Genomic DNA, 13,412 nt, shown 5'->3' on the forward strand with positions numbered 1-13,412 from the left:
AATTCATACATGCGCGGGGTAAACCCGCGCCTACAAATTTAAGGTTGATTAACCCGACATAAAGTCGGTGCTACCGTGTTTTAATTTAGTAAATGCGCAGATGACATTTTACAACTGATTGTATTGACCTGTAGGCGCGACTTTATGTCGCGCACAAAAGCGCGAGGTAAACTCGCGCCTACAGATATAAACGCGTTGATTAACCCGACATAAAGTCGGTGCTACCGGGTCTTAATTTAGTAAATGTGCAGATGACATTTTAGAACTGATTGTATTGACCTGTAGGCGCGACTTCATGTCGCGCATAAAAGCGCGGGACAAACCCACGACAACATAGATAGAAGTTAATGAACCCGACATAAAGTCGGTGCTACCGGGTCTTAATTTAGTAAATGCGCAGATGACATTTTACAACTGATTGTATTGACCTGTAGGCGCGACTTATGTCGCGCACAAAAGCGCGGGGTAAACCCGTGTCTACAGATGTTAAATATTACTCGGTCGCCCCATATCTCCTTGCTCATAATCACACACCCCATGAGGGAAAACAGTCTTCAATTCTTCTGCTAATTTTGTAATTGGATGGGTGCCATACATACCTTTGCTTATTGCTGTTTCAACATCAATTAAGTGGCATTTGAATATGTCGCCCGCCCAAGGACCGCCGGATTCAATACGGCTGGTACTAAACATCGGAAAACGTGACTGACACGCACCGTCTGACTTTTGATTCCACTTTCCATCAAACACATCATTACCTTTTGCATAGGTACTGCCATCGGCTTCAAAGCAGGTATCGCCTAACTCTTGTGGTTTTGCCTCAATAACACTGAGGTTAGGGTTTTGTTTAAGATTCAAAAGCCATTTATCAATCATGGCAAACGCGGCTTGTGTTGGGTCGTGATCTTTATGGGCCACCCAAATAATGTGGTTTTTATGATCGCCATTGGTTTTATCTATTCGTAAACGACTATAAAAAGAGGCTGACATATGATGCATGTCTAACTCATTTTCAAGATAATGTCTGGCATCAATAATGGGCAAGTTAACTTTGCCAATAAACACTTGGCCCGAGCGATAAGCGGCCTCAATGGCTTCAAGGCTGGCGGTATGACGCTGAGCAGGGCCATGGTTTGCTTCATAAATGTTTTCGCTACCCCAAAGAGAGAGCCAAAGCGGCTTGTGAGGACCAATTGGGGTAATGATATGCTCTACTTTCATGGTTGGCTGCGACTTCCAAGCACCAATATTGTAGTTAATATCAAAAAACTCCTCGATGCTGATCTTATTCTCAAGAAGCGCATTTAACCCATATTGTACGCCCACGTTATCCCAAGTTGAACGGCCAAAACCTTGCTTGTCTGTGCCGAGCACATGCTTCATGTCTTGCCAGTAACTCCAGTTATTTTGATCAACCACAGATTCGGCAAATAAAGGTCTTAAAAAGCCCTGTTTAGGGTTGTTAATATAGGCAGATAGCCCAAAGTAACCGTTTATACATTCGCTGTTACCATCGGGGAAACTGGGCACAAAGCCGGCCATAAGTTGGTTCAAAGGTTGTAAAAAACCAGCCCGCTGCGGAAAGTCATTAATGGCATTCATGCCTTCAATTAAGCGGCGTCTATCCCAGTCTCGCCAAGCCTTTCGGTTATCGGCTCTAAAGGTAAAATAGTTGTTCAGCAGATCACAATCGAGCGCATAAGTCGTTTGGCTGATCATATCCGGATAACTATAAAGAGGCAGTAAACCATCTAAAATGCCCGTACTATTTTGAGCGATTAGATACTGCGCAAGGCCGCCACCCGAGCCGCCAACTCCCACGGTATAAAGCGGATCACCATACAAGCTGGTAAATTGCTTTTTAACTCTACGAGCAGTGTCTTCGGCTAGCAGCATGTTATAGGTATAACTGGTTTTATTACCGCTAGAGCTGATAATGGCGTAACCATCAAGCAGTTGGTCAACTTGGCGCTGCATGACTTTATGAGTTTTTTGTCGTCCTTGTCGAAAGCCAATGCCTGAGCCGCCATTAAATTGATACACCAGTCGATTGTTCCATTGAGACTTTGCTAATCTATCTCCCACTTCTTCAGACTTGATAGGCATCACAATGGTATAAATAAAACGATTAATTGTGCCTTGCTCTGCTCTAAATAACGACCCTTGGTAGTTTTTTGCCTGCTCAATGGTAAGTTTTTCGGGCTGTTTGTCGGCATTGATGGCAAAGTATTGTAAGTGCGATTTAACACCGCAGTCTTTACTGAAGCCTAAAAGTTCACCACTTTCACTTGTGACTGGCACACCAAGACCTTCTTGGTTATCGACCTCCGGCTGGCCAACCTTTGAATCAACCGACATGCAAAAGAAGGGGTATTGGTTTGGCCCTGAATACAAATTGGTTGCAGGCCCAACTCCGCCTAGTGGAATAGGGAAGGGGTAAGTCTCTTCAGGACGTTGGTGTTCAGAAATATGCGGGTAAAAGTTGATTAAATAGTTATCTTCAGCAGGTGCAATTGCTTTTACCTGTCTAGCAAGGAATGGATCTGGCGGGGTGAGTTGCTGCCATGCAATAAAGCCAATAATTGCGCTTAAGAGCCCACCAATTATTCCCAAAGTTAGTTTACTCATAACATCACCTTTGGATTATGGCGTTCTTTTTAAGTTTAGAAATAACTAGAGGAATACGTTGTTATTTGTTTGTTAATTAATCGATTTTTATATTCAGCTGCTTTTTGTTAGTATCTGAATTTAGAATTTCGCAGGAATGAAAAAGGAAGTAAGAGCATGAAGCTATTAGTTAAGTCTTACAAAAAACTAATTGAAAAAATAAAACAATTCTCTTGGTACAGTTTGGCTATGTTAATTGTTGTTGTGTTTGCAGGGCCAGAAATTTTCGTGGCAATGGAACTGACTTTGATGCTAGAAGTCATGGGGGCATCGACGTTCTGTCTGTTCTATTTGAGCGCCATTAAAGCCTTCTTTGAACCTTATCTTAAAAAACTTAAACCTTATTTTGAACGCTTCGCTCAGTTTGAAGGGCACAGCTTTTTTGTTTTGAAATACAAGCAATATAAGCAAATGCCATGTATGTTGGTGCATGCAGTGCCTGCAAATACTTTACTGCTAAGCTATCTAAGTATAATTACAGGCTTTGCTATCCTGGCAAAAATTGTTTAGCATTAGCAGCAGTTAATTCTATTGAGTCGTTATGTTTAAATTCATCGCATCAATCATGCTGTTTTTAAGTTTAGTCGTTTCGCCATTTGGCCAAATGACGGCTTTTGCTGCTCATGAATGCGATATGACCATGATGACTCAAGACAGCATGATGCACCACACTATGGCGCAAGACGAGATGTTACAAGACGGAATGTCGAAGGACATAATGTCAAAAGACCAAACAATTTCGTCAATGGCTTCGTCAGCAAGCGAATCTTCGTCAATGGATTGCTGCGAGGTTGAATGTGTTTGCCCGATTAATGCCTGTCATGCTTTTACTTATGTCCCACAGTCAGTTCAGACGCTTGGTTTTTTCTCTAGTTTTGAAAAAATTCAAAATGCGCCATTAACACCGCCAGCTACAACGATTTCTAATCTTTATCGCCCGCCGATTTTTGCCTAACCTAGGATAATTGCGCTTAAAATTTGGCGTGACTGTCCGTTTAATCACCTATTTTATTGTTTTTATTGTGATTAGGAGCGCAGGCGATGCGAGTTTTCTCAAAGTTAATTTTTTCACTCACGTTATTTTTAAGTACTTTTTCAAACAACAGTTTTGCACAAAGCAAAACCATAGAGCTACTGGTTGCTAAAACCCCGACTTGTGGTTGCTGTACCTTATGGCTAGATCATCTCACTTCTCAAAACATTAAGGTCGAAGGCAAAAATTTTTCACACCCGCAAATGAGCGAAATAAAAAGCCAATATGGCATTGAAGCGAGATACCGCTCGTGCCATACCGCGGTGCATGCCGATGGGTTTGCCTTCGAAGGTCATGTGCCTGCGAAATTCATTAAACAGTTTTTACAATCTCCCCCTGAAAACGCCATTGGATTAAGCGTACCCGCTATGCCACTTGGCTCACCAGGGATGGAAATTGATGAAAGGTTTCAAGCTTATAAAGTGCTACTGCTAAAAAAAGATGGCAGCTACGAAGTATTCGCTGAAGTAAAGAGTTATGAGGAGCAATTCTGATGTCAAAATTTATTACCAATGCAGTATTGCTCAGTTTAGGTATTGCAGCTGGCAGCGCCGGTATGTACTTTTATTCGCAATCAAATACAGAACACAGTGCGCATGTTGAACAAAGTGATGAAAAAAAACCGTTGTATTGGGTTGCGCCGATGGACTCAAACTACCGTCGAGATAAACCCGGTAAATCTCCGATGGGCATGGATCTCATTCCTGTATACGAAGAGTCTAACAGCGAAGACGAGCACGGGCCGGGGGCAATTAAAATCTCTCCCGAGGTGATAAACAACTTAGGGGTTCGTACTGCGCAAGTCACATTGAGAGACATGATGCCAACAATTAATACCGTGGGTTATATTCAGTATGATGAAGATAACCTGGTGCATATTCACCCGCGCGTATCTGGTTGGGTTGAGCAATTATTCGTGAAAACCACAGGCCAAAAAGTTAAAAAAGGCCAAGCGCTTTATACCTTATATTCACCAGAGCTTGTGAATGCGCAACAAGAGTTTTTAATCGCGTTGCGTGGCAAAGAGTTTGGTTTGATTGATGCCGCCAAAGCACGATTAAGAGCCTTACATATTGACGATATTTTTATCGAGCAGTTACAGCGAGATAAAAAAGTCAGTCAAAACGTGACTTTTTATGCGCCACAAAATGGTGTGGTTGCTAACTTAAAAATTCGAGAAGGTTATTACGTGCAACCGGGCACAACTATGATGAGTATTGGCGATTTGAGCAATGTCTGGGTTGAAGCCGAAGTATTTGAGCGTGATGCAGCGTCGGTAACGGTTGGTTTGCCCGTGCACATGAGTCTAGACTATCAGCCGGCGCGAGCATGGCATGGTGAAGTTGATTACATTTATCCAACGCTAGATGAAAAAAATCGCACGCTACGTGTACGTCTACGTTTCGAAAACAAAGATGGCGCGCTCAAGCCAAACATGTATGCACAATTGCAAATAAGCGGTAAAGCAAAACAAGATAGTATTCTTACACCAATCGAGTCAGTTATAAGAACGGGCAAACAAAACCGCGTGGTCTTAGCTTTGGGTGATGGGCAGTTTAAGTCTATTGCCGTGCAAATTGGCCAAGTCTATCAAGATCAAATTGAAGTATTAGAAGGTCTCAATGAAGGCGATACGGTCGTCACATCTGCGCAATTCTTGATTGATTCTGAATCGAGTAAATCATCTGACTTTAAACGCATGGAATATGCCGAAGTGCCAACTTCTGTGTGGGCTGAGGGGGTGGTAACCGCAAAGTCAGATTCAGAGCAAAGTGTAACAATCGACCATGCGCCAGTTGAAGCGTGGCAATGGCCACAAATGGTGATGGATTTTGGCGTGCTTAATCAAGCTGACTTTGATGCGCTAGAAGTAGGCCATAGTTTACATTTTGAGATCACCAAACAAGATGATGGCAGCTATCCGGTTTCAGCCATTCATATTATGGGTAAAGCTGAAGTCGTAGCGCCAGATACACAAGCCACAGTAAACGGTGTGATCAATTCAATTGATTTTGACACTCGTGTTATCAATATTAGTCGCGAAGCCATTGAAAAGTGGGGCAGAGGGCCTGCAACGATGGACTTTGAGCTCATCGGTGAGCTGGATATTTCAACGTTCAAAGCGGGTGATAATATCGAATTTACTTTTGATACCGCACAAGACTTTAAAGTCATCGCCATCAACAAACTAGCCGATAAAAAGGCTATGCAGGATGGTGATATGCCGATGAACGAACACGCTCACCACTAATCACGAGGAGGCAATATGATCGCAGCAATTATTCGCTGGTCTATCAGCAACCGCTTCTTTGTGGTGTTGATGAGTTTAATTTTAGTTGGCGCAGGGTTGTTCTCGTTAAAGAACACGCCTGTTGATGCCATTCCCGATTTATCTGATGTACAGGTGATCGTAAAAACCAGTTACCCCGGTCAATCACCGCAAGTGGTGCAAGATCAGGTGACATTCCCACTGACTACTGCCATGTTATCGGTGCCAGGTGCACAAACGGTACGAGGTTACTCATTCTTTGGCGACTCTTACGTTTATATCATTTTCGACGATAAGACCGACTTGTACTGGGCGCGCTCGCGGGTGCTAGAGTATTTAAGCCAAGTTGCGCCAAGTTTACCCAGTAGTGCAAAACCTCAGCTGGGTCCTGATGCCACTGGGGTGGGTTGGGTGTATTTATATGCGTTGGTCGATAAAACAGGCAAACACGACATTAGCCAACTGCGCAGTATTCAAGACTGGTTCTTAAAATACGAATTGCAATCTGTAGCAGGTGTCTCAGAAGTCGCTGCAGTTGGCGGTATGGTGAAGCAGTACCAAGTACAAGTAGACCCAGACAAACTGCGCGCCTATGGTATTCCGTTAAATCATGTGCAAACAGCATTACAGCGGGGCAACCAAGAAACAGGTGCATCAGTGCTTGAAATGGCCGAAGCGGAATACATGGTTACCGCAACCGGTTATATCCAAAGTGTGCAAGATATTCTGCAAATTCCACTAGGTGTGAATGAAAATGGCGTAGCACTCACCATTGCCGATGTTGCCGTGGTCAATCTTGGCCCGCAAATGCGCCGCGGTGTTGCTGAGCTGAACGGCGAAGGCGAAGTTGTGGGTGGCGTTGTAGTCATGCGCTTTGGTGAAAACGCCAAAACCACCATTGATGGCGTGAAAGCTAAATTAGAATCGCTAAAAGCGGGTTTGCCTGAGGGCGTTGAGATTGTCACTGTCTATGACCGCTCAGCTTTAATCGATAGAGCAGTCGATAATCTATGGGGCAAACTCACCGAAGAATTGATAGTTGTTGCCCTGATCTGTGCAGCTTTCTTGTTCCACTTGCGTTCCTCAATTGTGGCAGTAATTAGCTTACCTATGGGCATTTTAGTTGCCTTTATTGTTATGTATTTTCAAGGAATTAATGCCAACATCATGTCGTTAGGTGGCATTGCGATAGCCATCGGTGCGATGACAGATGGTGCCATCGTAATGATTGAGAACATGCATAAACACATGGAAAAGACCCCTCTTACCGATGAAAACCGCTGGCAAGTGGTGGGCAAAGCAGCCAGTGAAGTCGGGCCTGCGTTATTTTTTAGCTTGCTGATTATTACCGTGAGCTTCTTACCTGTGTTTATTCTTGAAGCTCAAGAAGGGCGCATGTTCGCGCCGCTTGCGTATACCAAAACCTATGCCATGGCAGCGTCTGCAGGTTTAGCGATCACCTTAGTGCCTGTTTTAATGGGCTACTTTATTCGCGGTAAGGTATTACCTGAGCGTAAAAACCCGCTGAATAGATTACTGATCGCTCTTTATATGCCAGTTTTGAAAGGGGTTTTACGTTTTCCTAAAACCACAATTTTGGCGGCGATTGCAGTAACAGTAGTTGGCTTTTATCCACTAGATAAGATTGGCAGCGAGTTTATTCCACCTTTAGATGAAGGTGATTTAATGTATATGCCTACGACGTATCCGGGCATTTCGATTGGTAAAGCCAGAGAGTTGTTGCAGCAAACCGACAAGTTAATTCGCACTATTCCTGAGGTCGAGAACGTGTTTGGTAAAGTGGGCCGTGCTGAAACCGCTACCGATCCCGCGCCGCTTACTATGATCGAAACCTTTATCCAGTTAAAGCCCAAATCACAGTGGCGTGAGGGCGTAACCACAGAGAGTTTGAAAAAAGAGCTGGATGCATTGGTGAAATTACCCGGGGTGACTAATGCTTGGGTTATGCCAATCAAAACGCGTATCGATATGTTGGCAACGGGCATTAAAACGCCTGTGGGCATAAAAGTGGCAGGGCCAGATCTCGATGTAATTCAAGATATTGGTCAACAGCTCGAAACGCTTTTACCTAAGCTTGAAGGCACGGCGTCTGTGTATTCAGAGCGCGTTGCTGGAGGTCGTTATATCAAGGTTGATATTAACCGTATCAAAGCGGCCCGTTATGGTTTAAACATCGCCGATGTACAACAAGTGGTTGCAACGGCCATTGGTGGGATGAATGTAACTCAAACCGTTGAAGGGCAAGAGCGCTATCCGGTGAATTTACGTTACCCACAAGACTACCGAAATTCACCAGAACAATTAGCGCGAATGCCGATGGTGACACCCACAGGCCAACGTATTGCGTTGGGTGATGTCGCGCATGTTTATATTGAAAATGGTCCGCCGGGTATAAAGAGCGAAAACGCCCGTTTAAATGGTTGGACGTATATCGATATTGAAGACATTGATGTCGGCAATTATGTTGAAAATGCCAAAGCATTACTTACCAAAGAGCTTGAACTACCTGCTGGTTATTCAATTAATTGGGCGGGGCAGTATGAATATATGGAGCGGGCCAAAGAGAAGCTGAGTTATGTTGTGCCATTAACGCTGGCGATTATTGTTATCTTACTTTACCTCAACTTCAGGCGTTTGAGCGAAGTCGTGGTGATCATCGCAACATTGCCGATGGCGATGATCGGCGGATTATGGCTCATGTACCTAGAAGGTTTTAATTTTTCGGTTGCTGTTGGCGTTGGTTTTATTGCTCTGGCTGGTGTTGCGGTAGAAATAGGTGTGATCATGTTGGTCTACTTGAATCAAGCACTGCAAGATTTAAAAGATGAACACAAAGCCAAAGGCACAGCCATTGGTAAATCTGATTATCTAGAAGCCATTTTACATGGTGCAGGCTTACGTGTTCGCCCTGTGATGATGACAGTGGCAACCATCATTATTGGCCTGTTACCGATTCTATATGGTGATGGCACGGGCTCTGAAGTGATGAGTCGAATTGCAGCGCCTATGGTCGGCGGCATGTCGAGTGCGGTGCTGCTTACTTTGATTGTCTTACCAGCGGTTTATTGTTTAATGAAAACAGGTGAGGTCAAAAAGTTTAATGAAAAGTTAGAGTGACCTCGGTGTTTGCAATCACAAAGTAGGTATGGTTTTATAGTTAGAGATTAAAAAAGGAACAATTTTTAATCTCTAACAACATTCTATAAAAATAATTTATAAGGAATCATTATGAAAACTTTACTAATGGGCGTTGTCGCAGCCATGACAATGGGTGTTTCAGTGTCTGCTTCTGCATATATAAATTCTTTCCCTGAATATTACGGTCATATCACTTGCCATAAGCCTGTTGAAGGTAATCCATTCAACGTATTATGGAGTAAGCAATTGACTTCTTGGGAAGAGGGTGATGTTTTAATTTCACTTTGTGAATCTCAAGGTGGTTTTGCTGCTGATCACAGAACCTAATCTTTTTAAGAGAAGATTTAAGTTAGAGTTTGGCTCATTTGGTCAGACTCTTTGTAACATAACGACCCTTTCAGCTAGCAGTCGTTTAATTCTTATCATTTGTTATCTTAATCATACCAAGTCATCAATTTGAGTTCTTGCTCGAAAAAGCCGGCATCGTTAAACTTGAGCTGTTTTTTATCAATTAGAGATACAATGTGGAATTAACAACTTGGCTAAGCTTAGCCACTATTTGCGCAATTGGTGCTATGTCACCGGGTCCGAGTTTAGCAGTCGTTTTACGTCACTCACTTTATAACAGTGCAGGGCACGGTATTGCAGCAAGTGTTGCACACGGTGTTGGTGTTGGTATCTATGCCGCGCTATCAATCGCAGGTTTAGCGAGTTTAATTACCCATTTTCCTTTCGTATTCCAAACGCTGGTTTACGCAGGCGCAGCGTATTTAGCCTATATGGGTTATAAAATTTTGACCAGTAAGTCTTCGGGTTTAGATGTGACTCAAGCGAACCCAACGAGTTACAAGCAAGCCGCACAAGATGGCTTTGCCATTGCTTTCTTAAATCCAAAGCTTGCTATCTTTTTTATCGCCTTGTTTTCGCAATTTATACAACCAGAAGCCATGACGCTGACCGTCGCCATTTTAATGTGCGCCACTGTATTGGCGATTGATACTGCGTGGTACTTCTTTGTGTCGGTTGCCAGCGCTAAAGCAAGAGAGAAGTTTGATTTAACTAGGAAGCAAGCTGTGATTGATAAGTTACTAGGCACCGCGTTTTTATTACTTGCAGCAAGAGTGTTGTATCAGCAGTTAATTGGTTAAATTCGAAATACATTTGCTGCTACCAGGGTTTAGTTCGGTAGCACCGACTTTACGTCGGGTAAGTGTTACGCAAAGGGGACGTGAAATGAATTCGCTGCTACCGGGGTTTAGTTCGGTAGCACCGACTTTACGTTGGTAAGTGTTTCGCAAAGGGGACGCGAAATGAATTCGCTGCTACCGGGGTTTAGTTCGGTAGCACCGACTTTACGTCGGGTAAGTGATACGCAAAGGGGACGCGAAATGAATTCGCTGCTACCGGGTATCTAGTTCGGTAGTACCGACTTTACGTCGGGTAAGTGTTACGCAAAGGGGACGTGAAATGAATTCGCTGCTACCGGGGTATAGTTCGGTAGCACCGACTTTTCGTTGGGTAAGTGTTACGCAAAGGGGACGCGAAATGAATTCGCTGCTACCGGGTGTCTAGTTCGGTAGCACCGACTTTATGTCGGGTAAGATTTATTCCGAAAATGCAGTTTCAATACACTCCACCAAGGCTCTTAACCCCTTACCTTTATTCACTACTTTCCAGGCAATATTTAATGGTTGTGGTATTGAAGGCTCCGCCAAGGTTAATACTTTTGATGTGCCTGATTTAATCTGGCTATCTATCTGATCAACTGGTAAAAAACCAACACCTACACCGGCCTCTATGGCGCAGATTTTCTGCTGTAAATTGCTTACATATAAATGCTTTGAACCTTCTATGATGTTTGATGACTTCGCAATGGCATTTCGGCTGGAGTCATGCACAACGACAGTACGGTATTTCAAAATATCAGATGATTCTACTGCTCTGTTTAGTTTATGAAGTGGGTGGTCTGGTGCTGCAACAAAGACGCTATGGTATTCAGTGAGGGTTTTTGCACGTATGCCTTGCTGCGCTGGGACGGGATCTGATGCACCGATCACCAAATCAACCTCATCTTCTATCAAAGCTTCCCACGTACCATTTAATACTTCTTCTTTAAAGTCGAGTTCTATGTTTTCGTGTTCAGCTAAAAATGTATGGCAGGCTTTGAAAACTTTGCGCTCGTCCACAATGGTATCAATAGCGATACGTATTTTGGGCTCCCAACCGTGGGCGATTGTTTGTGTTTGCTCTGTCAATTTGCCAACTGCGAGTAATACTTTGCGGCCCTCTTCAAGAAGATGTAAGCCTGCTGGGGTTAATACTGAGCGCCGACCTTGGCGTACAAATAACGTCACGCCCAGTTGTTCTTCGAGCTTTTGCACAATATACGAAATCGCTGATGGAACTTTATTAAGTTGCTCAGCGGCGCTGGCAAAGCTACCACGTTGATCTATGGCATCAAGCACCATTAAAGCTTCTAAAGTAAGAGGAGAGTGCTGCATATCACTTAAAAACATGTCGAAAATAATTGTTCAAATATTTTGAACTAACTTGTCAAATTCTGCCAGTTATTTGTTTGCTAATGCTTACCTATAATGAACTCACTTCTTCAGAGAAACACTGAAAAACATAATCAACTAAATTTAAGAGAGCAGCAAAATGAACACATCAACTTTACTAAACGTACTAAAAACTGACGACCAACTATCAGCTTTACCACTTCGCGTAGTCGCAGGTATTTTATTTATTGCCCACGGCGCACAAAAGTTATTTGCTTGGTTCGGTGGCTATGGTCTTGAAGGTACAGGCCAGTGGATGGAATCAATTGGCTTAGCGCCCGGCTATTTAATGGCACTTATGGCGGGAAGCGCAGAGTTTTTCGGCGGGATCTTTTTACTCGTCGGCTTACTTACTAGACCAACTGCCGTCGCTCTTGCTTTCACTATGTTGGTGGCAATTTTTGCAGTGCATTTCCAAAACGGTTTATTTATGTCGAACAATGGGTATGAATTCGCGTTATCACTGTTTGCTATCAGCGTTGCCTTGGTATTTCAAGGTGGTGGTAAGTTTTCGCTAGACCGTGTTTTAACGTCTAAGTTGACTAGCCAAGGTAACGCGCAGCTTCAAACTGCCAGTAACTAAATCTAAATGACAAGTTCGAAAGTTATTAAATTGTAGAAATTAAAGTAAAGAAGTCACAGCTCATAGGTGGCTTCTTTCAAGCAAATATTTATAGGATTAAGAGGATTTATTATGGGTTTATTACAAAACGGCAAATGGGTTGATAAGTGGTATGACACCAAAGAAAGTAAGGGCGCGTTTAAACGCCAAGACAGTAAATTTCGAAACACGATTAGCACAGACAGTGATAATCCTTATCAACCTGAAGCTGGCCGTTATCACCTTTATGTTTCTTTAGCGTGTCCTTGGGCACACCGCACATTGATTTTTAGAGCCCTAAAAGGGCTTGAGTCTTTAATTGATGTCACAGTTGTTCAAGCTCAAATGCTTGAAAATGGCTGGGAGTTTGATGATGAAAAAGACCCACTTTATGGTTTTAAATATGCATATGAGCTGTATTTAAAATCAGATCCAAGTTATGAAGGTCGCGTGACGGTTCCAATTCTTTGGGATAAAAAGACCCAAACTATAGTCAATAATGAATCCGCTGAGATCATTCGTATTTTTAATTCCGCGTTTAATGAACTCACTGGCAATACAGATGACTATAGCCCAGAAGCTTTAATACCTGAAATTGACCAGATTAACGCACGCATTTACGACACCATTAACAACGGCGTTTATAAAGCGGGTTTTGCAACGACACAAGAAGCGTATAACGCAGCGTATGATGCTTTATTTGAAAGTCTAGATTGGCTAGAAGACCATTTAAGTAAAAATCGTTATTTAGTTGGTGAGCAAATCACCGAAGCCGATTGGCGTTTATTCACGACGCTTATACGTTTTGATGCCGTGTATTTTGGTCATTTCAAATGTAATCGTACTCAACTGAAAGACTTCGAAAATATCAGCAATTATGTTCGAGAGTTGTATCAGGTGCCGGGAGTAAGCGATACGGTTGATATCGAATATACTAAAGAGCATTACTACGCGAGTCACAAGACCATTAATCCAGCTGGAGTGATCCCAAATGGTCCTGAGCTAGACTTTAACGCGCCGCATAACCGAGGAAATTTATAAAACATTTAAAGGTGCTACCTACTTGATTTAACTCGGTAGCACCGACTTTACTTCGGGTAAGCGTTACTCATATAAGACGCGAAA

At 43.1% G+C, this 13,412-nt stretch carries 11 protein-coding genes; 9 read left to right on the forward strand and 2 right to left on the reverse strand.

All coding sequences use genetic code 11. From position 1 onward, the window contains the following. Window positions 1-486 precede the first annotated feature (486 nt). Window positions 487-2,628, reverse strand: coding sequence for a DUF6351 family protein (locus ACH784_RS18715; RefSeq protein ID WP_404396487.1), 2,142 nt, complete (start codon window positions 2,626-2,628; stop codon window positions 487-489). A gap of 156 nt (window positions 2,629-2,784) precedes the next feature. Here ACH784_RS18715 and ACH784_RS18720 point away from each other — a divergent pair, with 156 nt between their 5' ends. The 7 genes from ACH784_RS18720 (at window position 2,785) to ACH784_RS18750 (ending at window position 10,276) form a co-directional block, all read left to right on the forward strand. Then, window positions 2,785-3,177 (forward strand): hypothetical protein, encoded by a 393-nt coding sequence (locus ACH784_RS18720; protein ID WP_404396490.1) that lies wholly within the window; start codon window positions 2,785-2,787, stop codon window positions 3,175-3,177. A gap of 31 nt (window positions 3,178-3,208) precedes the next feature. Continuing rightward, window positions 3,209-3,622 (forward strand): hypothetical protein, encoded by a 414-nt coding sequence (locus tag ACH784_RS18725; RefSeq protein WP_404396493.1) that lies wholly within the window; start codon window positions 3,209-3,211, stop codon window positions 3,620-3,622. Window positions 3,623-3,708: 86 nt separating this feature from the next. Next, complete coding sequence (locus ACH784_RS18730; RefSeq protein ID WP_404396496.1) at window positions 3,709-4,194, forward strand: DUF411 domain-containing protein; 486 nt, start codon at window positions 3,709-3,711, stop codon at window positions 4,192-4,194. Continuing rightward, the gene (locus ACH784_RS18735; RefSeq protein ID WP_404396498.1) at window positions 4,194-5,951 is read left to right on the forward strand and encodes an efflux RND transporter periplasmic adaptor subunit; all 1,758 of its coding nucleotides are present in this window, start codon (window positions 4,194-4,196) and stop codon (window positions 5,949-5,951) included. The genes ACH784_RS18730 and ACH784_RS18735 overlap by 1 nt, the downstream gene beginning before the upstream one ends. Window positions 5,952-5,966: 15 nt before the next feature. Further along, window positions 5,967-9,107 (forward strand): efflux RND transporter permease subunit, encoded by a 3,141-nt coding sequence (locus ACH784_RS18740; RefSeq protein WP_404396501.1) that lies wholly within the window; start codon window positions 5,967-5,969, stop codon window positions 9,105-9,107. 111 nt (window positions 9,108-9,218) lie between these two features. Further along, window positions 9,219-9,455, forward strand: coding sequence for a hypothetical protein (locus tag ACH784_RS18745; protein ID WP_404396504.1), 237 nt, complete (start codon window positions 9,219-9,221; stop codon window positions 9,453-9,455). A 197-nt stretch (window positions 9,456-9,652) separates the two neighbouring features. Continuing rightward, window positions 9,653-10,276: a LysE family translocator gene (locus tag ACH784_RS18750; protein ID WP_404396506.1), complete on the forward strand. Its 624-nt coding sequence runs from the start codon at window positions 9,653-9,655 to the stop codon at window positions 10,274-10,276. Between the two features lie 456 nt (window positions 10,277-10,732). On the opposite strand, the gene ACH784_RS18755 is transcribed toward ACH784_RS18750, so the two are convergent. Further along, complete coding sequence (locus ACH784_RS18755; RefSeq protein ID WP_404396509.1) at window positions 10,733-11,629, reverse strand: LysR substrate-binding domain-containing protein; 897 nt, start codon at window positions 11,627-11,629, stop codon at window positions 10,733-10,735. 157 nt (window positions 11,630-11,786) lie between these two features. Here ACH784_RS18755 and ACH784_RS18760 point away from each other — a divergent pair, with 157 nt between their 5' ends. Continuing rightward, on the forward strand, window positions 11,787-12,269 hold the full coding sequence (locus ACH784_RS18760; protein ID WP_404396511.1) for a DoxX family protein: 483 nt from the start codon (window positions 11,787-11,789) through the stop codon (window positions 12,267-12,269). A 111-nt stretch (window positions 12,270-12,380) separates the two neighbouring features. Continuing rightward, window positions 12,381-13,328: a glutathione S-transferase family protein gene (locus ACH784_RS18765; RefSeq protein ID WP_404396514.1), complete on the forward strand. Its 948-nt coding sequence runs from the start codon at window positions 12,381-12,383 to the stop codon at window positions 13,326-13,328. The last annotated feature ends 84 nt before the right edge of the window (window positions 13,329-13,412 follow it).

Origin of the sequence: Pseudoalteromonas phenolica (assembly GCF_044788725.1) — a bacterium.
Classification (GTDB): domain Bacteria; phylum Pseudomonadota; class Gammaproteobacteria; order Enterobacterales; family Alteromonadaceae; genus Pseudoalteromonas; species Pseudoalteromonas phenolica_C.

Excerpts from the sequence above, each read along its gene's own strand:
- ACH784_RS18715 (WP_404396487.1), bottom strand. The coding sequence starts at position 2,628 with ATGAGTAAACTAACTTTGGGAATAATTGGTGGGCTCTTAAGCGCAATT.
- ACH784_RS18720 (WP_404396490.1), top strand. The coding sequence starts at position 2,785 with ATGAAGCTATTAGTTAAGTCTTACAAAAAACTAATTGAAAAAATAAAA.
- ACH784_RS18725 (WP_404396493.1), top strand. The coding sequence starts at position 3,209 with ATGTTTAAATTCATCGCATCAATCATGCTGTTTTTAAGTTTAGTCGTT.
- ACH784_RS18730 (WP_404396496.1), top strand. The coding sequence starts at position 3,709 with ATGCGAGTTTTCTCAAAGTTAATTTTTTCACTCACGTTATTTTTAAGT.
- ACH784_RS18735 (WP_404396498.1), top strand. The coding sequence starts at position 4,194 with ATGTCAAAATTTATTACCAATGCAGTATTGCTCAGTTTAGGTATTGCA.
- ACH784_RS18740 (WP_404396501.1), top strand. The coding sequence starts at position 5,967 with ATGATCGCAGCAATTATTCGCTGGTCTATCAGCAACCGCTTCTTTGTG.
- ACH784_RS18745 (WP_404396504.1), top strand. The coding sequence starts at position 9,219 with ATGAAAACTTTACTAATGGGCGTTGTCGCAGCCATGACAATGGGTGTT.
- ACH784_RS18755 (WP_404396509.1), bottom strand. The coding sequence starts at position 11,629 with ATGCAGCACTCTCCTCTTACTTTAGAAGCTTTAATGGTGCTTGATGCC.
- ACH784_RS18760 (WP_404396511.1), top strand. The coding sequence starts at position 11,787 with ATGAACACATCAACTTTACTAAACGTACTAAAAACTGACGACCAACTA.
- ACH784_RS18765 (WP_404396514.1), top strand. The coding sequence starts at position 12,381 with ATGGGTTTATTACAAAACGGCAAATGGGTTGATAAGTGGTATGACACC.